Annotated in this window: 25 protein-coding genes; 15 read left to right on the top strand and 10 right to left on the bottom strand. The window is 70.4% G+C overall.

Going from position 1 to position 22,421, the window contains the following annotated elements:
- Nucleotides 1-88 precede the first annotated feature (88 nt).
- Nucleotides 89-847 (top strand): TIGR00730 family Rossman fold protein, encoded by a 759-nt coding sequence (locus ABZ928_RS34090; protein ID WP_361527474.1) that lies wholly within the window; start codon nt 89-91, stop codon nt 845-847.
- A gap of 43 nt (nt 848-890) precedes the next feature.
- Here the strand turns inward: ABZ928_RS34090 and folP are convergent, their stop codons facing one another.
- Nucleotides 891-1,751, bottom strand: coding sequence for a dihydropteroate synthase (gene folP / locus ABZ928_RS34085; protein ID WP_361527472.1), 861 nt, complete (start codon nt 1,749-1,751; stop codon nt 891-893).
- A 158-nt stretch (nt 1,752-1,909) separates the two neighbouring features.
- Here folP and ABZ928_RS34080 point away from each other — a divergent pair, with 158 nt between their 5' ends.
- Both ABZ928_RS34080 and ABZ928_RS34075 read left to right on the top strand, forming a co-directional pair.
- On the top strand, nt 1,910-2,296 hold the full coding sequence (locus ABZ928_RS34080) for a DivIVA domain-containing protein (protein WP_361527978.1): 387 nt from the start codon (nt 1,910-1,912) through the stop codon (nt 2,294-2,296).
- The gene (locus tag ABZ928_RS34075; protein WP_361527470.1) at nt 2,293-2,871 is read left to right on the top strand and encodes a DNA-3-methyladenine glycosylase I; all 579 of its coding nucleotides are present in this window, start codon (nt 2,293-2,295) and stop codon (nt 2,869-2,871) included. Before ABZ928_RS34080 ends, ABZ928_RS34075 begins: the two co-directional genes overlap by 4 nt.
- 4 nt (nt 2,872-2,875) lie before the next feature.
- Here the strand turns inward: ABZ928_RS34075 and ABZ928_RS34070 are convergent, their stop codons facing one another.
- Nucleotides 2,876-3,667, bottom strand: a complete 792-nt coding sequence (locus ABZ928_RS34070) for an enoyl-CoA hydratase-related protein (protein WP_361527468.1) — start codon at nt 3,665-3,667, stop codon at nt 2,876-2,878.
- Nucleotides 3,668-4,041: 374 nt separating this feature from the next.
- Here ABZ928_RS34070 and ABZ928_RS34065 point away from each other — a divergent pair, with 374 nt between their 5' ends.
- Complete coding sequence (locus tag ABZ928_RS34065) at nt 4,042-4,209, top strand: DUF3117 domain-containing protein (RefSeq protein WP_003966491.1); 168 nt, start codon at nt 4,042-4,044, stop codon at nt 4,207-4,209.
- A gap of 117 nt (nt 4,210-4,326) precedes the next feature.
- Here the strand turns inward: ABZ928_RS34065 and ABZ928_RS34060 are convergent, their stop codons facing one another.
- Nucleotides 4,327-5,025 carry an O-methyltransferase gene (locus ABZ928_RS34060; RefSeq protein WP_361527976.1) on the bottom strand — a complete coding sequence of 233 codons (699 nt, stop codon included), beginning with the start codon at nt 5,023-5,025 and terminating at the stop codon, nt 4,327-4,329.
- A 211-nt stretch (nt 5,026-5,236) separates the two neighbouring features.
- On the opposite strand from ABZ928_RS34060, the gene sigE reads away from it, so the two are divergent.
- The 5 genes from sigE (at nt 5,237) to ABZ928_RS34035 (ending at nt 10,378) form a co-directional block, all read left to right on the top strand.
- Nucleotides 5,237-5,932, top strand: a complete 696-nt coding sequence (sigE, locus tag ABZ928_RS34055) for an RNA polymerase sigma factor SigE (protein WP_361527974.1) — start codon at nt 5,237-5,239, stop codon at nt 5,930-5,932.
- On the top strand, nt 5,929-6,882 hold the full coding sequence (locus ABZ928_RS34050; RefSeq protein WP_361527466.1) for a zf-HC2 domain-containing protein: 954 nt from the start codon (nt 5,929-5,931) through the stop codon (nt 6,880-6,882). Before sigE ends, ABZ928_RS34050 begins: the two co-directional genes overlap by 4 nt.
- A gap of 156 nt (nt 6,883-7,038) precedes the next feature.
- Complete coding sequence (locus ABZ928_RS34045; RefSeq protein ID WP_361527464.1) at nt 7,039-8,871, top strand: trypsin-like peptidase domain-containing protein; 1,833 nt, start codon at nt 7,039-7,041, stop codon at nt 8,869-8,871.
- Nucleotides 8,872-9,067: 196 nt separating this feature from the next.
- A complete protein-coding gene (locus ABZ928_RS34040) occupies nt 9,068-9,520 on the top strand; it encodes a sec-independent translocase (protein WP_361527462.1) in 453 nt (150 codons plus the stop codon).
- 201 nt (nt 9,521-9,721) lie between these two features.
- Complete coding sequence (locus ABZ928_RS34035) at nt 9,722-10,378, top strand: hypothetical protein (RefSeq protein ID WP_361527460.1); 657 nt, start codon at nt 9,722-9,724, stop codon at nt 10,376-10,378.
- Between the two features lie 66 nt (nt 10,379-10,444).
- On the opposite strand, the gene ABZ928_RS34030 is transcribed toward ABZ928_RS34035, so the two are convergent.
- The 3 genes from ABZ928_RS34030 to ABZ928_RS34020 are packed head-to-tail and all read right to left on the bottom strand — an operon-like array spanning nt 10,445 to nt 13,515.
- Complete coding sequence (locus tag ABZ928_RS34030; RefSeq protein WP_361527458.1) at nt 10,445-11,578, bottom strand: Mrp/NBP35 family ATP-binding protein; 1,134 nt, start codon at nt 11,576-11,578, stop codon at nt 10,445-10,447.
- A gap of 43 nt (nt 11,579-11,621) precedes the next feature.
- Nucleotides 11,622-12,230, bottom strand: coding sequence for a DUF1003 domain-containing protein (locus tag ABZ928_RS34025; protein WP_361527456.1), 609 nt, complete (start codon nt 12,228-12,230; stop codon nt 11,622-11,624).
- Entirely contained in the window at nt 12,220-13,515 is a 1,296-nt protein-coding gene (locus tag ABZ928_RS34020) for a CBS domain-containing protein (protein ID WP_361527454.1), read from the bottom strand. The genes ABZ928_RS34025 and ABZ928_RS34020 overlap by 11 nt, the downstream gene beginning before the upstream one ends.
- Nucleotides 13,516-13,721: 206 nt before the next feature.
- Between ABZ928_RS34020 and ABZ928_RS34015 the strand changes: the two genes are divergently transcribed.
- The gene (locus ABZ928_RS34015; protein ID WP_361527452.1) at nt 13,722-14,477 is read left to right on the top strand and encodes a hypothetical protein; all 756 of its coding nucleotides are present in this window, start codon (nt 13,722-13,724) and stop codon (nt 14,475-14,477) included.
- Between the two features lie 43 nt (nt 14,478-14,520).
- On the opposite strand, the gene ABZ928_RS34010 is transcribed toward ABZ928_RS34015, so the two are convergent.
- Both ABZ928_RS34010 and ABZ928_RS34005 read right to left on the bottom strand, forming a co-directional pair.
- Complete coding sequence (locus ABZ928_RS34010) at nt 14,521-15,036, bottom strand: hypothetical protein (RefSeq protein WP_361527450.1); 516 nt, start codon at nt 15,034-15,036, stop codon at nt 14,521-14,523.
- Between the two features lie 37 nt (nt 15,037-15,073).
- Entirely contained in the window at nt 15,074-16,192 is a 1,119-nt protein-coding gene (locus ABZ928_RS34005) for a magnesium and cobalt transport protein CorA (RefSeq protein ID WP_361527448.1), read from the bottom strand.
- A gap of 540 nt (nt 16,193-16,732) precedes the next feature.
- Between ABZ928_RS34005 and ABZ928_RS34000 the strand changes: the two genes are divergently transcribed.
- Nucleotides 16,733-17,317 (top strand): suppressor of fused domain protein, encoded by a 585-nt coding sequence (locus ABZ928_RS34000; RefSeq protein WP_361527446.1) that lies wholly within the window; start codon nt 16,733-16,735, stop codon nt 17,315-17,317.
- A 41-nt stretch (nt 17,318-17,358) separates the two neighbouring features.
- Here ABZ928_RS34000 and ABZ928_RS33995 read toward each other — a convergent pair whose 3' ends face one another.
- Nucleotides 17,359-18,582, bottom strand: coding sequence for an MFS transporter (locus ABZ928_RS33995; protein WP_361527444.1), 1,224 nt, complete (start codon nt 18,580-18,582; stop codon nt 17,359-17,361).
- Nucleotides 18,583-18,743: 161 nt separating this feature from the next.
- On the opposite strand from ABZ928_RS33995, the gene ABZ928_RS33990 reads away from it, so the two are divergent.
- The 3 genes from ABZ928_RS33990 to ABZ928_RS33980 all read left to right on the top strand — a co-directional run bounded on the left by ABZ928_RS33990 (nt 18,744) and on the right by ABZ928_RS33980 (nt 21,100).
- Nucleotides 18,744-19,385, top strand: a complete 642-nt coding sequence (locus ABZ928_RS33990; protein ID WP_361527442.1) for a DUF6758 family protein — start codon at nt 18,744-18,746, stop codon at nt 19,383-19,385.
- Between the two features lie 191 nt (nt 19,386-19,576).
- Nucleotides 19,577-20,434, top strand: a complete 858-nt coding sequence (locus ABZ928_RS33985) for a PHP domain-containing protein (RefSeq protein ID WP_361527440.1) — start codon at nt 19,577-19,579, stop codon at nt 20,432-20,434.
- Between the two features lie 60 nt (nt 20,435-20,494).
- Nucleotides 20,495-21,100 carry a MarC family protein gene (locus tag ABZ928_RS33980; RefSeq protein ID WP_361527438.1) on the top strand — a complete coding sequence of 202 codons (606 nt, stop codon included), beginning with the start codon at nt 20,495-20,497 and terminating at the stop codon, nt 21,098-21,100.
- A 75-nt stretch (nt 21,101-21,175) separates the two neighbouring features.
- On the opposite strand, the gene ABZ928_RS33975 is transcribed toward ABZ928_RS33980, so the two are convergent.
- Nucleotides 21,176-21,328 carry a hypothetical protein gene (locus ABZ928_RS33975; protein ID WP_171146848.1) on the bottom strand — a complete coding sequence of 51 codons (153 nt, stop codon included), beginning with the start codon at nt 21,326-21,328 and terminating at the stop codon, nt 21,176-21,178.
- A 172-nt stretch (nt 21,329-21,500) separates the two neighbouring features.
- On the opposite strand from ABZ928_RS33975, the gene ABZ928_RS33970 reads away from it, so the two are divergent.
- A complete protein-coding gene (locus ABZ928_RS33970; protein ID WP_361527972.1) occupies nt 21,501-22,394 on the top strand; it encodes an NYN domain-containing protein in 894 nt (297 codons plus the stop codon).
- Nucleotides 22,395-22,421: the final 27 nt, after the last annotated feature.

Genomic DNA, 22,421 nt, shown 5'->3' with positions numbered 1-22,421 from the left:
ACATCCGCATGTCCCTCCTATGTCCCCCCTCTGTAACCCGCGTGGATCTACGCTGAGGTGGAACCACCCGCTAGTGGAGGGAGCGCACATGGCTACCGGAAACCCCGAGGGGAAGAAGCAGCCGCCGTCCGAGCAGCGTCTGGGCCCCGTCCTCCGAAGGCGGGGCCAGGTCACGGCCAGCACGACGGACCAGCGCCTCCTCGACGCGGGCGGCCCCTCCGACTGGGTCCACACCGACCCCTGGCGGGTCCTGCGCATCCAGTCCGAGTTCATCGAGGGCTTCGGCACGCTCGCCGAACTCCCGCCCGCGATCAGTGTGTTCGGCTCGGCGCGGACTCCCGTGGACTCCCCTGAGTACGAGGCGGGCGTCCAGCTCGGCCGAGGCCTGGTCGAGGCCGGCTTCGCGGTGATCACCGGCGGCGGCCCCGGCGCCATGGAAGCGGCCAACAAGGGCGCCTGCGAGGCGAAGGGCATCTCGGTCGGCCTGGGCATCGAGCTCCCCTTCGAGCAGGGCCTGAACCCTTACGTCGACATCGGCCTGAACTTCCGTTACTTCTTCGTCCGCAAGATGATGTTCGTCAAGTACGCGCAGGGATTCGTGGTCCTCCCCGGCGGCCTCGGCACCCTCGACGAACTCTTCGAAGCCCTCACCCTGGTCCAGACCCAGAAGGTCACTCGCTTCCCGATCGTCCTCTTCGGCACGGCGTACTGGGGCGGCCTGGTCGACTGGATCACCAACACACTGGTGGCCCAGGGCAAGGCGTCGGAGAAGGACCTGCTGCTGTTCCACGTGACGGACGACGTGGACGAGGCGGTGGCACTGGTGTCGAAGGAGGCGGGCAGGTAGGCGTACCGAAACGGCGGTAGGGGCGGCGGGGGCGGGAAAGGCCCTACGCCAGCCCCCGCCGGGCGACAGCCGGAGCTCGATGCCCGGCGATCGACGCGACCATGTCCAGCACCTGCCGGGTCTCCGCCACCTCGTGCACCCGGTACACCCGCGCCCCGAGCCACGCCGACACCGCGGTCGTCGCCAACGTGCCCACCACCCGCTCCTTCACGGGCTTGTCCAACGTCTCCCCGACGAAGTCCTTGTTGGACAGCGACACCAGCACCGGCCACCCGGTGTCGACCATCTCCCCCAACCGCCGGGTCGCCTCAAGACTGTGCCGGGTGTTCTTCCCGAAGTCGTGCCCGGGGTCGATCAGCACGGACTCCCGAGGCACCCCCAGCGCGACGGCCCGCTCGGCGAGCCCCAGCGTCACCCGCAGAATGTCGGCCATGACGTCGTCGTAGGACACCCGATGCGGCCGCGTACGAGGCTCGGACTCCCCCGCGTGCGTACACACCAGCCCCACCCCGTACCGGGCGGCGGTCTCCGCGAGCCCGGGATCCACCCCGCCCCACGCGTCGTTCAGCAGATCGGCCCCCGCCTCGCACACGGCCGCCCCGACGGAGGCCCGCCAGGTGTCCACGCTGATCACGACATCGGGGAACCGCCGCCGCACCTCCGCCACGAACCCGACGGTCCGCCGGGCCTCCTCCTCCGCGGAGACTTCCTCCCCCGGCCCGGCCTTGACCCCGCCGATGTCGATGATCGCGGCCCCTTCGGCCACCGCCTGCTCCACGCGCGCGAGAGCCGGCTCGTCGCGGAACGTCGCGCCCTGGTCGTAGAAGGAGTCCGGGGTCCGGTTCACGATCGCCATGATCACCGGCTCGTGCGCCCCGAATTCCCGCCTGCCGAGCCTGAGCATCGCCTGTGACCTCTCGTAGTACGACCTGGGTACGGCCGTGAACTCGGCCGCCTGCGACCCTAACTGTCAGACTCGCATGGCACGATCGGACTCTGACACATTCGACTCCAGCACTTCCGACACAGTCGACCGAGCCGTGGGGACCCTCAGCGATGGTTATGTTCTTGTTCCTGGTCGTCGCGCTCGCCGTCGTGGTCGCCGCGGTGACGCTCGCCGTGGTGGGCGGCGGCGAGACGGGCCCGCTCCCCGAGGCGGCCCCGGAGCGCCTCCAGGACCCCCTCCCGCTGGAGCGCCCGGTCAACCGTGCCGACGTCGAGGCCCTCCGCTTCCCGCTCGCCGCGCGCGGCTACCGCATGGCCGACGTGGACGACGCCCTCAGCCGCCTCGGCGCCGAACTCGCCGAGCGGGACGCCCGTATCACCGACCTGGAGTCCGCCCTGGCCGGCGCCCAGGCCGCGACACACGGCGGCCCCGTCCCGCACACCACCCACGCCTCGCACCTCTCCATGGAGAAGCCCGCCGAGGGCCCGGGGGAGCAGCAGTGACCGGCTCCGCCCTCGCCGGCCCGGACGGCGCCCCGCGCTGCCCCTGGGCCCTGTCCACCGAGGACTACATCGCGTACCACGACGAGGAGTGGGGCCAACCGGTCCACGGCGACGACGCCCTCTACGAACGCCTCAGCCTGGAGGCCTTCCAGTCCGGCCTCTCCTGGATCACGATCCTCCGCCGCCGGGAGGGCTTCCGCGCGGCCTTCGCGGGCTTCGAGATCGCCAAGGTCGCCACCTTCACGGACACGGACCGGGACCGCCTCCTCCTCGACGAGGGCATCATCCGCAACAGGGCCAAGATCGAGGCGACGCTCGCCAACGCGCGCGTGCTCGCCGACTGGGCGCCGGGTGAGCTCGACGAGCTGATCTGGTCCCACGCCCCGGCGACACCGGGGCCCGCCCCGAAGACCCTCGGTGACGTCGCGGCGATCACCCCGGAGTCGACGGCCCTGTCGAAGGCCCTGAAGAAACGGGGACTGCGTTTCGTGGGGCCGACGACGGCGTACGCACTGATGCAGGCGTGCGGCCTGGTCGACGATCACCTGGCCGACTGTTCCGCCCGGCGGAGCTGAACCCTCAGCGCCCCAGGTACTTGGGCGCTTCCTTGTTCACGAACGCCCGCACGGCGATCGCATGGTCCTCGGACGCCCCCGCCCGGGTCTGCAACTCGTCCTCCTTCTCCAGCGTCTCCGCCAGAGAGTGCGAGAACCCGTAGGCGACGGACTCCTTGATCGCCGCGTACGCCACGGTCGGCCCCTCGGCCAGCGCCCGGGCCACCTTCTCGGCCTCGGCGCGCAGCTCACCGGCGGGGACCAGCCGGTTCGCGATGCCCAGTTCGTACGCCTCCTGCGCCTTGATCGTCCGGGGGAAGAGCAGCAGGTCGGCGGCGCGCCCGGGGCCCACCACGCGCGGCAGGGTCCAGGAGATCCCGGAGTCCGCGGTCAGCGCGACACCGGCGAACGAGGTGTTGAACCCCGCGGTGTCCGCGACCACCCGGTAGTCCGCCGCGAGCGCCAGCCCGAAGCCGGCGCCGGCCGCGACGCCGTTCACCCCGGCCACCACCGGCTTGGGCATCTCCGTCAGCGCCCGCACGACCGGGTTGTAGTGCTCCTTCACCGTGCTCATGACCGAGGTCGCGCCCTCGGCGAGCAGCCCGATGTGCTCCTTGAGGTCCTGACCCACGCAGAACGCCCGCTCCCCGGCGGAGGTCAGCAGGACAGCACGTACGGCGTCGTCACCGGCGGCCGCCCGGACCGCCTCCCGCAGCGCCACCTTCGTCGCGATGTCGAGCGCGTTCATCGCCTCGGCCCGGTTGATGGTGATCGTCGCGAGCCCGTCGCTCACCTCGTAGAGCACGGTGTCGGCCATGGTGGGTCCCCTCCTGCGTCCTTGCGGGTTACTTGCGGGTTTACTTGCGGGTTCAGTAGGACAGCATGGCGGAGATCACCGCCCGGGGACCGGAACGGACGTGTGACCTGCGTCAAAGAATCCCCGGCCGGAATCCGTCGCCGAAAGTGCGCGCGGCCGCGAAGTATCGCAGTCACATCGCCGAATTGAGTGGTTTTGCTCGCGCGCGTTGCCCAAGCGATGCCGACTGATGTTGGTCATCGGGTCCTGAGATGCGGGATAATGGCTTGGAAGCAATGTGTTCGATGCCGGTGTCGCGTGCCCACGCACGACACGCGTGCCCTCCCAGGGCCGTCGGCTTTGACGATGAGCTGGTTTCAGGAAGGGGAACGAGCATGGCGGCCATGAAGCCGCGGACGGGCGATGGCCCGCTCGAGGTGACCAAGGAGGGGCGGGGCATTGTCATGCGCGTTCCGCTCGAAGGCGGCGGTCGGCTCGTCGTCGAGCTGACCCCTGACGAGGCCGACGCGCTCGGTGACGCCCTCAAGAAGGTCGTCGGCTGACGCGGAAGCGACCATACCCTTTCAGTGACCCCGGCACCGTCATCGGTGCCGGGGTCATTGTTTGCCCAGGTCCGGGGCCCATCAGTGGATCCCCCAGTGGATCCCTCAGCGGACCCGTCAGCGCTTGACCGCGCACAGCAGCCCGTCGCCCACCGGCAGCAGCGACGGCACCAGGTCGGGACTCTCCCGCACCGCGCGCAGCAGCTCGCGCAGCCGCAGCACCTCGGTGGGCTGGGGGCCCGAGTCCACCGTTCGGCCGTGTGCGAAGACGCCCTCGAAGACCACGAGGCCCCCCGGACGCAGCAGGCGCAACGATTCAGCGAGATAGTCCAGGAACTCCAGGCGGTCGCCGTCGCAGAAGACGAGGTCGTAGCCGGCGTCCGCGAGACGGGGCAGGACGTCGAGCGCGCGGCCGGGGATGAAGCGGGCCCGGTTGCTGGCGAAGCCGGAGGCCCGGAAGGCCTGGCGGGCGAACTGCTGGTGCTCCGGCTCGGGGTCGACCGTGGTGAGCACCCCGTCCGGCCGCATGCCGTGCAGCAGATGGATGCCGGAGACACCGGTGCCGGTGCCGATCTCCGCGACCGCCTTCGCGTCCACCGAGGCCGCCAGCAACCGCAACGCCGCACCCGCGCCGGGCGACACCGAGCGCAGCCCTGCCTCGCGGGCCCGGTCACGGGCCCAGCGCAGTGCTTCGTCCTCGGCGACATAGGCGTCGGCGAACGCCCAGCTCGTCTGCCGGTTGGCGGTAATGACCCTCTCCTGTCCCCGTGGTTGCCTCGGCGTGACTGTATCCGTTGGGGCCGGGAACCCGCAGATGGGACCGGGCGTTTAGAGGGGTGGAGACGCACCCGGGGGGACACAGTTGGATCACGATGACGAGCAGGGATCGGAGCGAGAGCTCCACAGATCAAGTTCTCGTAAAACCGCTTATCCGGAGCTAACGGGCGAGGTGGCTATGGTAGGGGCTCCACTGGACACCACCAGAGCCGACAGGGGAGGTGCGGCTGCGCCTGTGGATCGCGGAGGAGTGCTGCGGCGCTTCCTCGGATCGGCGGGCAGGCCGAAATCCGTGAACGACACCGCTGCTGACCACAGCCACGACGACTACGCCACCGCGACGTTCTCGACCGACGCGGACGGGCAGGCGTGGACACCTCCGACCTGGGAGGACATCGTCAGCACGCACAGCGGCCGGGTCTACCGGCTCGCCTACCGACTGACGGGCAACCAGCACGACGCCGAGGACCTCACCCAGGAGGTCTTCGTCCGCGTCTTCCGCTCCTTGTCGACCTACACGCCCGGCACCTTCGAGGGCTGGCTGCACCGCATCACCACCAACCTCTTCCTGGACATGGTCCGCCGCAAGCAGCGCATCCGCTTCGACGCCCTCGGTGAGGACGCGGCCGAGCGACTGCCCAGCCGTGAGCCGTCGCCCCAGCAGGTCTTCAACGACGCGCACTTCGACGCGGACGTCCAGCAGGCTCTCGACACCCTGGCGCCCGAGTTCCGCGCCGCGGTCGTCCTGTGCGACATCGAAGGACTGTCGTACGAGGAGATCGCCGCGACCCTCGGCGTCAAGCTCGGCACCGTCCGCTCCCGTATCCACCGCGGCCGCTCCCAGCTGCGCAAGGCCCTCGCGCACCGTTCGCCGGAGGCCCGGGCCGAGCGTCGCTCCTTCGTGCCCCGCGTCGCCGCTCTGGGGGGAGGGGGCGCGACCGCGTGAGTGGATCACGGCCCAATCCCGCAGAGGGGCGATTCGCGGAGCACCACCTGGGAGACCGACTCGCCGCGCTGGTCGACGGCGAGCTCGGTCACGAGACGCGCGAGCGCGTCCTCGCCCACCTGGCCACATGCGCCAGGTGCAAGGCCGAGGCCGACGCCCAGCGCCGACTGAAGAACGTCTTCGCGGAGGCGGCACCCCCGCCGCCCTCCGAGAGCTTCCTGGCCCGCCTTCAGGGGCTGCCCGGAGGAGGTGACACGGACGGCGGCTCGCCGTTCGGGGGAGGATTCTCCGACGGCTTCACCGGACGACCCGGCGCCGCCGGAGTCTTCGGCGTGAAGCACGGCGAGCGCTTCGAGTTCGACTACGTCCCCGCGACCTCGCACGCCTCCGCGCTCACCCCCTCCGACGGCGGCTTCCGCATCCATGACGTCAGCCGACACGAGGCCGAGCGATCGGCGTCGCGCGGGCTGCGGTTCGCGTTCGTCGTCGGCGGGGCGGTGTCCCTGGCCGCCATCGCGCTCGGCGGCGTCACCACCGGAGCGCCGACCGACACGGACGCGCGCGGTGGCACCGGCGGCAGCAATGTGACCCCGGCGCGCACCCAGGGCGGCTCCGGCGTGGCGACGCCCGACAGCCAGCGGCGCCGTGCCGTGGGCCCGGTGTTCGCCCAGGGCCAGTCCCGGTTCGGCGACTCCCCGGCCTCCCCGACCGAGGTGTCCGCACCGCTGGTGCCCGGAGCACAGGCCCAGGAGGCCTCGCTGACGACACCCGTGGTGGCCGGAGCGGCCGCCATGTCCCCGCTGATACGTCCGCTCAGCTCCACTCCGCCGCTCACCCTGACGTCCTGGTCCACGACCCCGGACCTCACGACCCCGGACCTCACCCCGCCCAGCCTCCTCGCCGCACCCGTCCCCGACGCGACCTCTTCCCCCACCGGCACCGCCCGCTGACCGGGCCTCTGCGCGTCCGCCGCCGAACCTGGTTGAATCCAGGGAGAGCCGTACCCGTGCCTGTCCGGCAGATCAGGCCGTGGTTGCAGCAACGCGCCCGACCGGCGCAGCTGAGCGGGGCCGACGTGCCGGCCAGGCCCCGGCTGTGGGGAGAGCATGAACGAGGGGAAGCCCACGAAGGCGAAGTGGTGGAGCCGACCGCGCCCGCAGGACCCCGAGGGTCCGCCGGAGGAGGCTCCGGCCGCGCGGGAGGCGAGCGCCGAGGACACGCCGGGTGGGACGAGTGGGACGCCGGGCGAGGCTTCGGACGCCGTGTCCGAGGTGGCTTCCGTCGAGCGGGCGCAGGCGATGCCGAGGGCCGTGGGTGCCGACGGTGACTTCGAGTTGGAGCTGCCGGTGCCGGCTCGCAACGGCGGGGCGATACCGGACGGCGACTTCGAATTGAGGCACCCTCAGGACACCGAGGCGGTCCGCCCGGATGGGCTGGATGCTCCGGTGGCCCCGCCTCTGACGGCGCCGACGCCCACCGCGGAGCGCCCCAAACCCCTGCACGACCCCGACCCGTACAGCACCCCGCCGTACGGCGAACCCGGCCCCTGGGCCCCCGCCCCACCGGTCCAGCACCCGGCGACGACCCCTTCCCACGGCACGGCGATACCGGCGCCCGCCCCGATGCCCAGCACCCCCATGCCCGGAGTGGTCCACGGCATCCCCCTCCCCACACCCCCGCATACCGCCCACCCCACCCCCGCCCCCTCCTACGCGGACGCGCCCCCACCCCCCGCCCCCACCAACCCCTGGCAGAACTACGACCCCTGGGCCCCCGTCCCCATCCCCCTCCAGCAGAACGGCGCCGCCGCACCCACCCAGGAGCGGAACCGCAAGCGGGCCAGGAAGGCGCTCGTCGTCGGCGCCGTGCTGCTCGCGCTCGTGTCCGGGGGCGTCGGCGGGGCCGTAGGGGCGTATCTGGAGCGCAACGGCGGTGTGGGGGAGGTAGAGCTGCCGCAGGCCGATGCGGAGCCCGCAGGGCGGGCGCCGGACAGTGTGGCGGGGATCGCCGCGCGGGCGCTGCCGAGTGTCGTGACGCTGCATGTGACCGGCGCGGAGGAGCAGGGCACCGGCACCGGGTTCGTGCTCGACGACCAGGGGCACATCCTCACCAACAACCACGTCGTGGAGCCCGCCGGAGCCGACGGCGACATATCCGTCACCTTCCACAGCGGCGACACCGCGAAGGCCACCGTCGTCGGCCGGGACAGCGGATACGACCTCGCCGTCGTCAAGGTCACCGGCGTCAGCGGGCTGAAGCCCGTGCCCCTCGGCAACTCCGACAGCGTCCAGGTCGGTGACCCGGTCGTCGCGATCGGCGCCCCGTACGACCTGGAGGGCACGGTCACCTCCGGGATCATCAGCGCCAAGGAGCGGCCCATCACGGCCGGCGGCGAGAGCGGGGACGGGAGCGATGTGTCGTACGTGGACGCGCTCCAGACCGACGCGCCCATCAACCCCGGCAACTCCGGCGGACCGCTGCTCGACTCCAAGGGCCGGGTCATCGGCATCAACTCCGCCATCCGCTCCGCCGACAGCGGCTCCGACGAGAGCGTGCAGTCCGGCTCGATCGGCCTCGGCTTCGCCATCCCCGTCAACCAGGCCAAGCGCGTCGCCGAGGAGCTGATCAACACCGGCAAGGCGACCCACCCCGTCATCGGCGTCACCCTCGACATGGACTACGCCGGCGACGGCGCCCGCGTCGGCACCAAGGGCAACGACGGCGGCGCCGCGGTCAACGCGGGCGGACCCGGCGACAAGGCCGGCATCAAGTCCGGGGACGTCATCACCGAGGTCGACGGCCAGCGCATCCACTCCGGCGAGGAGCTGATCGTCAAGACCCGCGCCCACCGCCCCGGCGACCGGCTGGAGCTCACCGTGGAACGCGGCGGCGAGAAGCTGACCATCTCCCTGGTCCTCGGATCCTCGGACGGCGACTGATCCGGCATGACGGACGACGGACCGGTCGAGCACCGATTGACAGAAACCTCATAGACGCACCCGGAAACCCCGCCCCACATGGCAAACAACCCTCAAAACCGCTCACGCGCGCGTACCAGGGGGGCTCGGGACAGTACCGGTCGTACCGGATCGCCGGGTACCGTGGACCGGGCCCGGACATCGCAAGGAGCTTCAGGTGTTCAATGACATAGGACCGCTCGAGCTGATCACGCTCGTTGTCCTCGCCGTGCTCGTTTTCGGTCCGGACAAGCTCCCGAAGGTCATCCAGGACGTCATGCGGACGGTCCGGAAGATCCGCGAGTTCTCGGAGAGCGCCAAGCAGGACATCCGCTCGGAGCTCGGTCCCGAGTTCAAGGACTTCGAGTTCGAGGACCTGAACCCCAAGACGTTCATCCGCAAGCAGCTGGACAACGACGAGCTGGGGCTCAAGGAGATCCGCAACGGCTTCGACCTGAAGAAGGAGATGGCGGAGGTCACCGACGCGGTCCACGGCCGCGAGTCGGACACGTCCTCCTCCGGGACCTCCTCCTCCGGGACCTCCTCGTCCGGTGGCCGGATCGACATGACCAAGAAGCCCGACGACGACGGCAAGGACGACCGCCCGGTCTTCGACGCGGACGCCACCTGACCGTCGTACGTGACGCGTCTCATACGCCACCCGGGCCCTGTACGGCCTGAACCCGCCCGTCGCGCGACCCACGCGACGGGCGGTTTCCGTGCTGGTCCCAGTGGGGTGGCTATGCTGCCGAGTTGTTGTGCGGACCGTGCGAGTCGCCCGAAGGGGGGCGGGCCGCTCCGGTCCGACGAGAGCGAGGAGGCGTCCGGGCACATGGAGACGACGAGTCAGGCGGTCGCGCAGGCGCCGGCCGCGGAGGGCGGACAACAGGTCCCCTCCGCCCGGCGCACGGTCGACGGCTACCTGCTGGCGCCCTTCCCGTGGTACGGCCTCGACGAGGCCTTCACGGGGCCGCGCTGGCTGATGCAGGTCGGGACGGCGGCCGACGGTGCCGTCGAACACGGTTCGATCGGACACGGCGACGAGCCCTCCGTACGGAACGAGGCCTCGGAGGACAAGGAGAAGTTCGCGGTCGTGGTGACCGTCGCGGCGAACCCGTCCCGGCGGAGCGCCGACGGCACGGGCCTCCTGGAGGCGACCTCGGTCTCCTCGGCGGCCTGGCTCGCGGGGGTGGGGCTGCTGTCCTTCACCTGGCCCGGCTCGATGGACCACTCCCTGCGCGACGACTGGCTCGACCAGCAGACCGAGACGGCGTGGGCCCTGGCCGACGACCTCGACGGCTCCGACTGGTCGACCCTCTCGCTCCCCGTGGACGGCGTCCCGACGTCCTTCCACTACCGCGAGTCCGAGTTCGGCTGGGTCCTCGCCGGGTCCACGCCGGAGGGCGTGCACGTGGGGGCGTACGGGAGAGGCATGAGCGCGTACGGGCTCGGCTTCGCCATGATCAAGGACATCTCGGCCTACGAATAGCCGGTTCTACGACGATGGGGGCGCCGACTGATCAAGTCGGCGCCCCCATCGTCGTAGCGGAAGAACTCAGAACTTGTTCCTCGGGGTGATCCCCAGGGACAGTCCCGCGAGGCCGCGCTGGCGGCCGCCGAGCTTGTCCGCGATCGCGCGCAGGGCCGCGCCCGCCGGGGAGTCCGGGTCGCTCAGGACGACCGGCTTGCCCTCGTCGCCGCCCTCGCGGAGGCGGACGTCGATGGGGATGGAGCCGAGGACCGGGACGGTGGCGCCGGTGGTCTTGGTGAGGCCGTCGGCGACCAGCCGGCCGCCGCCCGTGCCGAAGATGTCGACCATCTCGTCGCAGTGCGGGCAGGGCAGCCCGGACATGTTCTCGACCACGCCGACGATCTTCTGGTGGGTCTGCACGGCGATGGCGCCCGCCCGCTCGGCCACCTCGGCGGCCGCCTGCTGCGGGGTCGTCACGACCAGGATCTCGGCGTTCGGGACCAGCTGGGCCACCGAGATGGCGATGTCACCCGTGCCCGGCGGAAGGTCGAGGAGGAGGACGTCCAGGTCGCCCCAGTACACGTCCGCCAGGAACTGCTGGAGCGCCCGGTGGAGCATCGGGCCGCGCCACACCACCGGGGCGTTGCCCGGCGTGAACATGCCGATGGAGATGACCTTCACGCCGTGCGCCGACGGCGGCATGATCATGTTCTCGACCTGGGTGGGACTGCCGTCGGCGCCCAGCATGCGGGGCACGGAGTGGCCGTAGATGTCGGCGTCCACGACGCCCACCTTCAGACCGTCCGCGGCCAGCGCCGCCGCCAGGTTCACCGTCACCGAGGACTTGCCGACGCCGCCCTTGCCGGACGCGACCGCGTACACGCGCGTGAGCGAGCCGGGCTTGGCGAAGGGGACCTCGCGCTCGGTCTGGCCGCCGCGCAGGGCCGTCGCCAGCTCCTTGCGCTGCTCGTCGCTCATCACGTCGAGCGTGACATCGACGCGGGTGACGCCCTCGACGGCCGTGACCGCGTCCGTCACGCGCTGCGTGATCGTCTCGCGCATCGGGCAGCCGGAGACCGTCAGATAGACGGTGACCGCGACCGCTCCGTCCGCGCCGATGTCCACCGACTTGACCATCCCCAGCTCGGTGATGGGTCGGTTGATCTCGGGGTCGTTCACCGTCGCCAGTGCCTCGCGCACCGCGTCTTCGCTAGCCATAAGGACGATGGTACGGCCCGGTAGCGTGCCCCCGTGATGCCCGTCAGCGGTCTTCTACGTCACGTCCGGCCGACCGTTCTGCCGGGAATACGCCGTGCCCGTTCCCGTGCCCGCTCCCATGGCCGCCCGCCTGGCCGTCCTGGCGCTCCTCCAGCTCCTTGACCAGGTCCTGAAGCTCGGAGCGGATCCAGTCCCTGGTCGCGACCTCGCCGAGGCCGATCCGCAGGGCGGCGATCTCCCGGGTCAGATACTCGGTGTCGGCGATCGACCGCTCGTTCTGCCTGCGGTCCTGTTCGAGGTTGACCTTGTCCCGGTCGTCCTGCCGGTTCTGCGCGAGCAGGATGAGCGGCGCCGCGTAGGAGGCCTGAAGCGACAGCATCAGGGTCAGGAAGATGAACGGGTAGTTGTCGAACCGCAGATCGCCCGGCGCGAAGACGTTCCACAGCACCCACGCGATGATGACGACCGTCATCCAGACGATGAACCGCCCCGTGCCCAGGAATCGCGCGATCCGCTCCGACAGCCGTCCGAAGGCCTCCGGGTCCCACTCGGGCAGCAGCCGCCGCCGGGGCGGGCGCGGCTGGTCGAGCCGGGCACGCGCGCGCGTGGCGGCGGTCGCCCCGGCCGGGGTCCTCTCGCGCTCAGGAGCCATGCGGCACGGCCCCCTCGCCCTCGTCGAGATGGAACTCCGTCTCCCGCCAGTCCTCGGGCAGCATGTGGTCCAGTACGTCGTCCACGGTCACCGCGCCCAGCAGCGACCCCGAGTCGTCCACGACCGGCGCCGCCACCATGTCGTACGTCGCGAAGAACCCGGCGACGACCGGCAGCGCCGCGTCCGGGTCCAGCGGCTGGAGGTCGTCGTCGATGATCGCGCTGACCAGGGTGTACGGCGGGTCGCGCAGGAGGCGCTGGAAGTGGACCGTGCCGAGGTACTTGCCGGTCGGGGTCTCGTCGGGCGGGCGGCAGACGTAGACCTGGGCGGCGAGGGCGGGGGAGAGGTCGGCGTTGCGCACGCGCGCGAGGGCGTCGGCGACGGTCGCGTCGGGCCGCAGGACGATCGGCTCGGTCGTCATCAGACCGCCGGCCGTGTGCTCCTCGTACGACATCAGGCGCCGCATGTCGGCCGCGTCGGCGGGCTCCATGAGGCTCAGCAGCCGCTCCTGGTCCTGCTCGGGCAGCTCGGAGAGCAGGTCGGCGGCGTCGTCGGGGTCCATGGCCTCCAGGACGTCCGCGGCCCGCTCCTCCTTGAGCTTGCCGAGGATCTCGATCTGGTCGTCCTCGGGGAGCTCTTCGAGGACGTCGGCCAGGCGGTCGTCGTCGAGGGCGGCGGCGACCTCCGCGCGGCGCTTGGGGGAGAGGTGGTGCAGGACGTTCGCCAGGTCGGCGGGGCGCAGCTGCTCGAAGGTGGCGAGGAGGCTCTCGGCGCCCTGTCCGTGCTCCTCCAGGGAGAAGCCGGTGACCGCGGACCACTCGACGGTCAGGGTCTCGCCCTTGGCCCGCCGGAAGGTGCCGCTCTTCCCTTTTCGTACAAAGACCCGGTCGATCTCCCAGTCCCGGCGGGCCGGGAGCTGCTGCACGGAGACGTCCAGGACGGTGACGGTCTCCATGGGCTCCCCGGCCTCGGTGAGCGTGACGCGCCGGTCCAGGAGCTCGCCGAAGACCAGGCGCTCGGTGGGGCGTTGCTCGAAGCGGCGGACGTTGAGGACGCCGGTGGTGATGACCTGGCCGGACTCGATGCTGGTCACCCGGGTCATGGGGAGGAAGATACGGCGCCGGGTGGAGAGTTCGACGACCAGACCGAGCACCCGCGGCGGCTTCCGGCCCACGCGCAGCATGACGACCACGTCGCGCACCCGGCCCACCTGGTCGCCGTTCGGGTCGAAGACGGCGATGCCGGAGAGGTGCGAGACGAAGATCCTGGGGACACCCCCTGCCATCCCTGCGCCTCCTTGTCCCGTTCCTGTGCATTCCTGTTCCTGCGAATTCCTGCGAATTGCCCGCCCGGGTCGGCTTCAGGCTAGCCCGTCCCGATGCGGTACGCCCTGGTGAGGGGTCCGGACGGACTGGCTCCGCCCGGACCGCGGCGCCCCGGTACTCTGCGGTACGCCGCTTGATGGACCCTCGTCGGAAAGGCGCCCCACCTGTGACTGCGATTCCCCAGGGCCGCACCCGCCGCATCGGACTGCTGGGCGCGGTGTGCGCCCTGGCCGTGACGGGAACGGGCCTGACGGGGTGCAGCGACGACCCCGACGAGGGCACCAACGGCGTCGGCAAGCTGCCGGCCGACCAGATCCAGACGAAGGCCAAGGCGGCCGCCGAGTCCGCCGACGCGGTGCGTCTCTCAGGGAACGTGGTCACCAGCGGACGCACTTACAAACTCGACATGCGTCTCAAAGACGACGGCGGTTCGGGTTCGGTGACCGCCGAGGGCGCCACATTCCGGCTCCTCAGGATCGGCGACCAGCTCTTCCTCAAGGCCGACGCGGAGTTCTGGAGCCACGAGGACGGCAAGAGCGACGACGGCACCACGGACACGGCCGCCGCCGACAAGCTCGACGGCAAGTTCGTGAAGGTGCCGCAGGGCGACCCCTCGTACAAGAAGTTCAGCGGCTTCACCGACAAGGACGTCCTCCTCTCCGGCCTGCTGACCCTCCACGGCGAGCTGTCCACCGACGGCTACCACGAGCAGTCCGGCACGCCCACCATCCGCATCACGGGCGACGACGGCTCCGGCGGCAAGCTGGACGTCTCCCTGGACGGCAAGCCGTATCCGCTGCGCCTGGAGCGCGCGGGCGGCGCGGGCACGCTGACCTTCTCCGGCTGGGGCACGTCCTTCACGCTGGAGAAGCCGGACAAGGACGAGACGGTGGACTACGGGAAACAGCTCCCGACGTCCTGACTGCTCCCTGACTGCTTCCGGGCTACCTCACCGGCTCACCGGCTCACTTCTTCCGCTTGCGCCGCTTCAGCAGCAGCTTCGGCAGGCCCGCGGGGATCGGCTGACGGGTCGTGGCCGCCGTCGGCACCGGCGCTTCCGCGAGGGAGCCGTCGGGCAGCGGCAGCGTCGACCCCGTCGGCTCAAGACGCACCACGCGGCACTCGCGCGCCCAACGGTCCGTCATCGCCTCGCCGTCCGGCGCGTTGAGCCGCTTGCCCTTGAGCTCGGCGACCGCCGCGTCCCACGCCTCGGACCCCGGCGTCAGCTCGACGACCTTCGCCGTCCAGGACACCAGCCGCCCGCCCTTGTCCTTGCTGCGGACGGTGACCTCGGCACCGCCCCCGTCGGTCAGCCCCGGCAGCGGCTGCTCGCCCGGACCGTCGCCGATCAGACACGCGGCACCCTCGTGCCACACGTGCCACAGCGCCCGGGCGGGGCCCTCGGCACCCTTGACCCAGATGAGACCGGACTTCTTCGTGGCCTCCTCGACGAGGGCCTGGTCGAGCAGCTCGCTTGTCATGCGCCCAGCCTAGCGAGACGGGGTCACGGGACCGGAGTCACAGCCAGCCGTTGCGCTTCAACGTCCGGTGGATACCGAGGCAGATGACACCGGTGATCATCATGATCACGGGGTAGCCGTACCGCCAGTGCAGCTCGGGCATGTGCTCGAAGTTCATGCCGTACACGCCACACACCATCGTCGGTACGGCGATGATGGCCGCCCACGAGGTGATCTTCCGCATGTCCTCGTTCTGCGCGACGGACGCCTGCGCGAGGTTGGCCTGGAGGATCGAGTTGAGAAGCTCGTCGAAGCCGATGACCTGCTCCTGCACGCGCGCGAGGTGGTCGGCGACGTCCCGGAAGTACTTCTGGATGTCCGGGTCGATGAGCCGCATCGGCCGCTCGCTCAGCAGCTGCATGGGCCGCAGGAGGGGCGACACGGCCCGCTTGAACTCCAGGACCTCACGCTTGAGTTGGTAGATCCGGCCGGCGTCCGTACCGCGCGGGGTGCCCTTGCGGCCCGGCGAGAAGACCTCGGTCTCGACCTCGTCGATGTCGTCCTGCACCGCGTCGGCGACCGCGATGTACCCGTCGACGACATGGTCGGCGATGGCGTGCAGGACGGCGGAAGGGCCCTTGGCGAGCAGCTCAGGGTCGTCCTGGAGCCGGTGCCGCAGCGCGCGCAGCGACCCCTGTCCGCCGTGCCGGACCGTGATGAAGAAGTCCCGTCCGGTGAAGCACATGACCTCGCCGGTCTCGACGATCTCGCTGTTCGCGGTGAGTTCGTCGTGCTCGACGTAGTGGATGGTCTTGAAGACGGTGAACAGGGAGTCGTCGTAGCGCTCCAGCTTGGGCCGCTGATGGGCCTGCACGGCGTCCTCGACGGCGAGCGGGTGCAGCCCGAACTCACTGGCGACACCGGAGAATTCGGCCTCGGTCGGCTCGTGCAGCCCGATCCACACGAAACCCCCGTCGCGGCGCACCTGACGCATCGCCTCGTGCGGCGTCAGCGGCTTCGGCGTCTGGACGCGGGCCCCGTCGCGGTAGATCGCGCAGTCCACGACGGCCGAGGGCGTGGCGGGGTCACGGGTGGTGTCGTACTCGGCACTGCTGCTCTTGCGCAGCGGGACGCGGGAGGGACGGACCACGGCACGCAGGTCGCGGATCATCGACATGGCAGGCTCCTTCGCGACTGGCAACGAAAAGCCGCTTCGACGGGTGGAACTGCCCGGAATGAGGACGTCCTGACTGCGGATGTTTGGCACGTCCACAAAGCGGGGAGCACCGCACCGTCGCGGTAGCGGGTTTCGCTGCTGATACAGATCAAACAGATCAGGCAAAACGAGACGAAGTGCTCTTCCGATGAAGACGCGAGCGTGAGCGCGAGAGGTGGCGGTCAGCCGAAGCGGGATCAGCTACACCAGGTCTGCTGCATCAGCGGGCGGAAGAGCGAGTGGTACTGCACGGGTGACTTCGATCCATGACAGCCCCACCTCCTCCGGCCGGTCCCTCGTAAGGGACGTCCACTCCCCGTAGGGGAGTTCCCCCGCAGGGGATTTACATGGCGTCGGGACTCGATCGCGACTCCCCCAGTGCCGAATGCCTGGGAGGTACCCCCATCTGCGTGCTGCCCCGAACGACCGGGCAAGAGTATCAGCCGACTGAAGTGTCAAGGCGCTGCTTTGCCCGGTACTGACGAGTTCTATGCTCGCGGCATGGCTGATGTTCTTCCCTTGGTCGAGGCCCGGTTGCGTACGGCGCTGGGCGAACCGGACGCGCGCGCCGCCGTCACCTTCCTCGGCACGGACCGCGTCGAGGTGCTCCGCTTCACCGACGGGGACGTCGTCCGCTACGCCACGCTCGGCATGTCCGCCCAGCCGATGGGCGACCCCACGGCGATGCTCGCCGACCCGGTCAAGGGCCCGCGCGCCGAGCTGGTCCTCTCGGTCCGCGCCGGCCTCGCCGAGACCGACAAGGTGCTCCGCCCGCTCGCCGTACTCGCCGCGTCCCCGCAGGTCGAGGGCGTGATCGTGGCCCCCGGAGCCTCCCTCGACGTGGGCGAGCCCCTGTGGCCAGGCGCCCCCTTCACCTCGGTCCTCGTGGCCGAACCGGGCGGCCTGGTCGAGGACCTGGAGCTCGACGAGCCCATGGACCCGGTCCACTTCCTCCCGCTGCTCCCCATGACCCCGAACGAGGCCGCCTGGAAGCGCGTCCACGGCGCCCAGGCCCTCCAGGAACGCTGGCTCACGAACGGGACGGACCTCCGGGATCCGTCCCGGAGGTCCGTCCCGCTGGACTGACCCCGCAGTGAGCAAGCTCACCAACCGGTGGCCGAAAAGCGTCAGTTGGCGAAGACGGCGACACCGTCCTCTGTAGCGTGCCTCGACTCCAGCTCCTCGGCTTCGTGAGTGAGCGCCTTCCGCCGTACGACGACAACGGCCGCGCCGATGACAGCGGTCACTGCCGCCACCACGAACGGGATGTGGATGTCGGTCCACTCCTCGATCTTCGGCGCGAAGTAGGGCGCGGCCGCCGCCGCGAACCAGCGCACGAAGTTGTAGCCCGCGCTCGCCACCGGGCGCGGCGCGTCCGAGACGCTCAGGGCGAGCTCGGTGTAGACGGTGTTGTTCACGCCGATGAACGCGCCGGACAGGATCGTGCAGACGATCGCCGTGGCGTGGCTGCCGTAGCCGAGGACGAGTACGTCGACGGCGAGCAGGACGAGCGAGCCGCCGAGCACCTTCAGCGAGCCGAACCGGGCCTGGAGGCGCGGGGCCACGAGGACCGAGAACACGGCGAGCAGGACACCCCAGGCGAAGAAGACGGCGCCCGACTTGTACGGGGTCATGTCCAGCACGAACGGCGTGAAGGCCAGCACGGTGAAGAACGTGTAGTTGTAGAAGAACGACGAGACGGCGGCGGAGGCGAGTCCGCCGTGGCCGAGCGCCTTGAGGGGGTCGAGGAGTGAGGTCTTCCGCGCCGGCCTGGGCTGTTCCTTCAGGAACACCGTGATGCAGAGGAAGCCGACCGCCATCAGGAAGGCCGTACCGAAGAACGGGTAGCGCCAGCTGGCGTCCCCGAGCAGCGCGCCCAGCAGGGGGCCGCACGCCATGCCGAGGCCGAGCGCGGACTCGTACAGCAGGATCGCCGCGGCGCTCCCGCCCGCCGCCGCGCCGACGATGACGGCGAGGGCCGTCGAGACGAAGAGGGCGTTGCCGAGGCCCCAGCCCGCGCGGAAGCCGACGAGTTCGGCGACCGAGTCCGAGGTGCCCGCGAGGCCGGCGAAGACGACGACCAGCGCGAGGCCGAGCAGCAGGGTCTTGCGGCCGCCGATGCGGCTGGAGACGAAGCCGGTGACCAGCATCGCCACGGCGGTGATCAGGAAGTACGAGGTGAAGAGCAGGGAGACCTGGCTGGCGGTGGCGTCGAGGCCCTGGGCGATGGACGGCAGGATCGGGTCGACCAGTCCGATGCCCATGAAGGCGACGACGGAGGCACCGGCCGTGGCCCAGACCGCCTTGGGCTGTCGCAGGAGGCTGCCCGCTCCCGCGTCGAAGGCGTCCATGGTTTCTCCAATTCCGGCGAGGAGATGGTTGGTATATGCACATAGTAAGTTAGGGCAGCTAATTAATGCAAGCTACATCTAGTCCCGTGAGGTCAGGCGCTTCCGCCCGGACGGGTGATCGTCCTTGACGTGGACGGGCGGGGGTAGGACCGTGGGGCCCTATGAGGGGCGAACCCAGTTGCCCGAAGTGTGGTGGCCGGGTCAGGGCTCCCGGACTCTTCGCCGACACCTGGCAGTGCGACGTGCACGGCAGCGTGCACCCGCTGCAACCGGTGATCCCACCCAGCGTCGAGGCCCTCGGCGTCGTGGTGCACCGCACCCAGGTGCCGGTCTGGATGCCGTGGCCGCTGCCGGTCGGCTGGCTGTTCACGGGCGTGGGCTGCGCGGGCGACGACCGCAGCGGGGGTCGCGCGACGGCCGTGGCGTGCTCGGGGCCGGGGCCGCTGGGCGGCATAGGGGAGCTCATCCTGGTCGCCGAGGAACTCGGCGTCGGCCTCGGCGCGCGGTACGCGGGGATCGAGGGGCCGGATCCGGGGCCGTACATGAACGTGGAGAAGCCGCCGCAGGCGAAGGTGCTCGCGGCCGGCCGCCCTACGCCGCTCTGGCATGTCACCGGGGCGCCGGATGACCGGGCTGTCTTTGCCGGTGAGGCTCGGGGGCTGTGGCTGTGGGCGGTGGTGTGGCCGGAGCAGTCGGGGTTGCTGATGTACGACGAGCTGGTGCTGACGGATCTGCGGGACGCGGGGGCGGAAGTGGAGCTCGTGCCCTGCGGGGCGTTGTCGCCGCGGTTGCTGGAGCCGTAGCGCCTATTGGGGGTGCCTCGGATTGCCGGTGGGCGGCTGCGGGTTGTCGGTGGCTGATCGCGCAGTTCCCCGCGCCCCTAGGGGAGTCGGTGTAAAGGTCAGTCACAGGGTTTGGGTGTGACGGGGGCGCCTTCAAAGCCGGTTATCCTTGAGCGTTCCCGTCTGTCTCGTCCGTGTCTGGAGTTTGTGCCGTGCGTATTGATCTGCACACCCACTCCACGGCCTCCGATGGCACGGACACGCCCGCCGAGCTGGTGCGCAATGCCGCCGCTGCCGGGCTGGACGTCGTGGCTCTCACCGATCACGACACCACGCGCGGGTACGCCGAGGCGATCGCCGCGCTGCCGGAGGGGCTGACGCTCGTCACCGGGGCCGAACTGTCCTGTCGTATCGACGGCGTGTCCATGCACATGCTCGCCTACCTCTTCGACCCCGAGGAGCCGGAGCTGTTGGCCGAGCGGGAGCTCGTGCGGGACGACCGGGTGCCGCGGGCGCGGGGCATGGTGGCCAAGCTTCAGGAACTCGGGGTGCCGGTCACCTGGGAGCAGGTGGCGCGGATCGCCGGGGACGGGTCCGTGGGGCGGCCGCATGTGGCCACCGCGCTCGTCGAGCTCGGGGTCGTACCGACCGTGGGTGACGCGTTCACGCTGGACTGGCTCGCCGACGGCGGGCGGGCCCATGTGGCGAAGCACGAGACCGACCCCTTCGAGGCGATCCGGCTGGTCAAGGCCGCGGGCGGGGTCACCGTCTTCGCACATCCAGGGGCCAGCAAGCGCGGACGGACCGTGCCCGAGTCCGCGATCGTCGAGATGGCCGCCGCCGGGCTCGACGGCATCGAGGTCGACCACATCGACCACGACGACGAGACGCGGGTCAGGCTGCGCGGGCTCGCCGCCGAACTGGGGCTCCTGGTCACGGGTTCCTCCGACTACCACGGCAGCCGCAAGACCGTGACGCTCGGCGAGTACCGCACCGACCCCGAGGTGTACGGCGAGATCACCCGGCGTGCCACCGGCGCGTTCCCGGTGCCGGGGACCGGCGGGGCCTGAGACTCGTTCTCACGCCGCCCACCTGATCTTCCTCTCCACTTCTTCTCGCAAGGCTCTCCTGTGTTCGACGCTGCCGTTTTCGGCTCCCTGTTCCTCACCCTGTTCGTCATCATGGATCCCCCCGGGATCACCCCGATCTTCCTGGCGCTGACCGCGGGCCGGCCAGCCAAGGTGCAGAAGCGGATGGCTTTCCAGGCCGTCTGTGTCGCCGGCGGTGTCATCGCCGTCTTCGGGCTCCTCGGCCACCAGATCCTCGACTACCTGCATGTCTCCGTCCCCGCGCTGATGATCGCGGGCGGGCTGCTGCTCCTGCTGATCGCCCTGGACCTGCTCACCGGCAAGACCGACGAGCCGAAGCAGACCAAGGACGTCAACGTGGCGCTGGTGCCGCTGGGCATGCCGCTGCTGGCCGGGCCCGGTGCCATCGTGTCGGTCATCCTCGCCGTGCAGAAGGCCGACAGCGTCGCCACGCAGGTGTCGGTGTGGATGGCGATCCTCACCATCCATGTCGTGCTGTGGCTGGTCATGCGGTACTCGCTGCTGATCATCCGGGTCATCAAGGACGGCGGTGTCGTCCTGGTGACCCGGCTCGCGGGCATGATGCTCTCCGCGATCGCCGTGCAGCAGATCATCAACGGCGTCACGCAGGTCATCCAGAGCAGCTGAGTCCTGGCATGCGCGGAGCCCCGTACGACATCGATGTCGTACGGGGCTCCGAAGCCGTGTGTCTGACAGGTGGTGTTACGAGGCGGACGCCTCGGCCGGGCGGATCCAGAGACGCTGGCCGATCGCGGCGGCCTGCTGAACGATCCGATTGACGGAGGCGGCGTCCACGACGGTGCTGTCCACGGGGGTTCCGTCGACGTCGTCGAGTCGCATGATTTCGAAGCGCATGGCCTCTCCCTTCGTCTGGTCATCCCCCGGAGGGGATTACTGCGTACACAGGTAGTCAACGGGGTTCGCGTTACAAACATTCCCTACGCTAAAGAAATTTTTCGAACGACTAACTACTGACCGGTAAGCGAGCGGTTGTGTTCGCAGCGTGACCGCCGGGATGATGGTGGCGATGAACGACGACCTCGCGGCGCTCACCGCCCGCATCGACCACACCAACGAGCTGCTTCAGCGCATGCTCGCCGAGGTGGCGAAGACGCCCTCGACCCATGCGATCTTCGTCGACGCGGGGTATCTCTACGCGGCCGCGGGCCGCCTGGTCGCCGGGACCGAGGACCGCCGGGCCTTCGACCTCGACGCCGAGGGGCTGATCGAGGCGCTCATCGACCGGGCCCGCACGATCTTCGCGGACAGCCGGCTGCTCCGCGTCTACTGGTACGACGGCGCCCGGCGCCGCATCCACACCGCCGAGCAGCAGACCATCGCCGAGCTCCCCGACGTGAAGGTGCGGCTCGGCAACCTCAACGCCAACAACCAGCAGAAGGGCGTCGACTCCCTCATCAGGACGGATCTGGAGTCCCTGGCCCGGCACCGCGCGATCAGCGACGCGGCCCTGCTCGGCGGCGACGAGGACCTGGTCTCCGCGGTCGAGGCGGCCCAGGGATACGGCGCCCGCGTCCACCTCTGGGGCATCGAGGCGCCCGAGGGCCGCAACCAGGCCGAGCCGCTGCTCTGGGAGGTCGACAGCCAGCGCGTCCTCGACCTCGACTTCTTCAAGCCGTACGTGTCACGGCGTACCGCCGCCGCGTACGAGGCCTCCGCGAACCGGCCCGGCCGCGAGGACGTCCGATTCGTGGGCGCCCAGATCGCGGCGAAGTGGCTGGCCTCGCGGGGCCGGGAGGCGCTGGGGGAGCTGCTGCCGGGACATCCGTATCTGCCGGGCTCGGTGGACCAGGACCTGCTGGTGGAGGCGGAGGGACTGCTCCAGTACTCCCTGCGGGGGCAGGCCGATCTGCGGCGGGCGCTGCGGGACGGGTTCTGGGAGCACTTGCAGGCGCAGTACTAGGCGCCTGGCGGCACGTGCGGTACTGAC

Source organism: Streptomyces sp. NPDC046909, assembly GCF_040644695.1.
Classification (GTDB): domain Bacteria; phylum Actinomycetota; class Actinomycetes; order Streptomycetales; family Streptomycetaceae; genus Streptomyces.
The sequence above is the reverse complement of the archived record's forward strand: the minus strand, read 5'-3'. Positions and strand labels throughout refer to the sequence as shown.

Bases quoted from the DNA above. Each gene is read 5' to 3' on its own strand.
- ABZ928_RS34090 (WP_361527474.1), top strand. From the start codon at position 89: ATGGCTACCGGAAACCCCGAGGGGAAGAAGCAGCCGCCGTCCGAGCAG.
- folP (WP_361527472.1), bottom strand. From the start codon at position 1,751: ATGCTCAGGCTCGGCAGGCGGGAATTCGGGGCGCACGAGCCGGTGATC.
- ABZ928_RS34080 (WP_361527978.1), top strand. From the start codon at position 1,910: ATGTTCTTGTTCCTGGTCGTCGCGCTCGCCGTCGTGGTCGCCGCGGTG.
- ABZ928_RS34070 (WP_361527468.1), bottom strand. From the start codon at position 3,667: ATGGCCGACACCGTGCTCTACGAGGTGAGCGACGGGCTCGCGACGATC.
- ABZ928_RS34065 (WP_003966491.1), top strand. From the start codon at position 4,042: ATGGCGGCCATGAAGCCGCGGACGGGCGATGGCCCGCTCGAGGTGACC.
- ABZ928_RS34045 (WP_361527464.1), top strand. From the start codon at position 7,039: ATGAACGAGGGGAAGCCCACGAAGGCGAAGTGGTGGAGCCGACCGCGC.
- ABZ928_RS34035 (WP_361527460.1), top strand. From the start codon at position 9,722: ATGGAGACGACGAGTCAGGCGGTCGCGCAGGCGCCGGCCGCGGAGGGC.
- ABZ928_RS34030 (WP_361527458.1), bottom strand. From the start codon at position 11,578: ATGGCTAGCGAAGACGCGGTGCGCGAGGCACTGGCGACGGTGAACGAC.
- ABZ928_RS34025 (WP_361527456.1), bottom strand. From the start codon at position 12,230: ATGGCTCCTGAGCGCGAGAGGACCCCGGCCGGGGCGACCGCCGCCACG.
- ABZ928_RS34020 (WP_361527454.1), bottom strand. From the start codon at position 13,515: ATGGCAGGGGGTGTCCCCAGGATCTTCGTCTCGCACCTCTCCGGCATC.
- ABZ928_RS34010 (WP_361527450.1), bottom strand. From the start codon at position 15,036: ATGACAAGCGAGCTGCTCGACCAGGCCCTCGTCGAGGAGGCCACGAAG.
- ABZ928_RS34005 (WP_361527448.1), bottom strand. From the start codon at position 16,192: ATGTCGATGATCCGCGACCTGCGTGCCGTGGTCCGTCCCTCCCGCGTC.
- ABZ928_RS34000 (WP_361527446.1), top strand. From the start codon at position 16,733: ATGGCTGATGTTCTTCCCTTGGTCGAGGCCCGGTTGCGTACGGCGCTG.
- ABZ928_RS33995 (WP_361527444.1), bottom strand. From the start codon at position 18,582: ATGGACGCCTTCGACGCGGGAGCGGGCAGCCTCCTGCGACAGCCCAAG.
- ABZ928_RS33990 (WP_361527442.1), top strand. From the start codon at position 18,744: ATGAGGGGCGAACCCAGTTGCCCGAAGTGTGGTGGCCGGGTCAGGGCT.
- ABZ928_RS33975 (WP_171146848.1), bottom strand. From the start codon at position 21,328: ATGCGCTTCGAAATCATGCGACTCGACGACGTCGACGGAACCCCCGTG.
- ABZ928_RS33970 (WP_361527972.1), top strand. From the start codon at position 21,501: ATGAACGACGACCTCGCGGCGCTCACCGCCCGCATCGACCACACCAAC.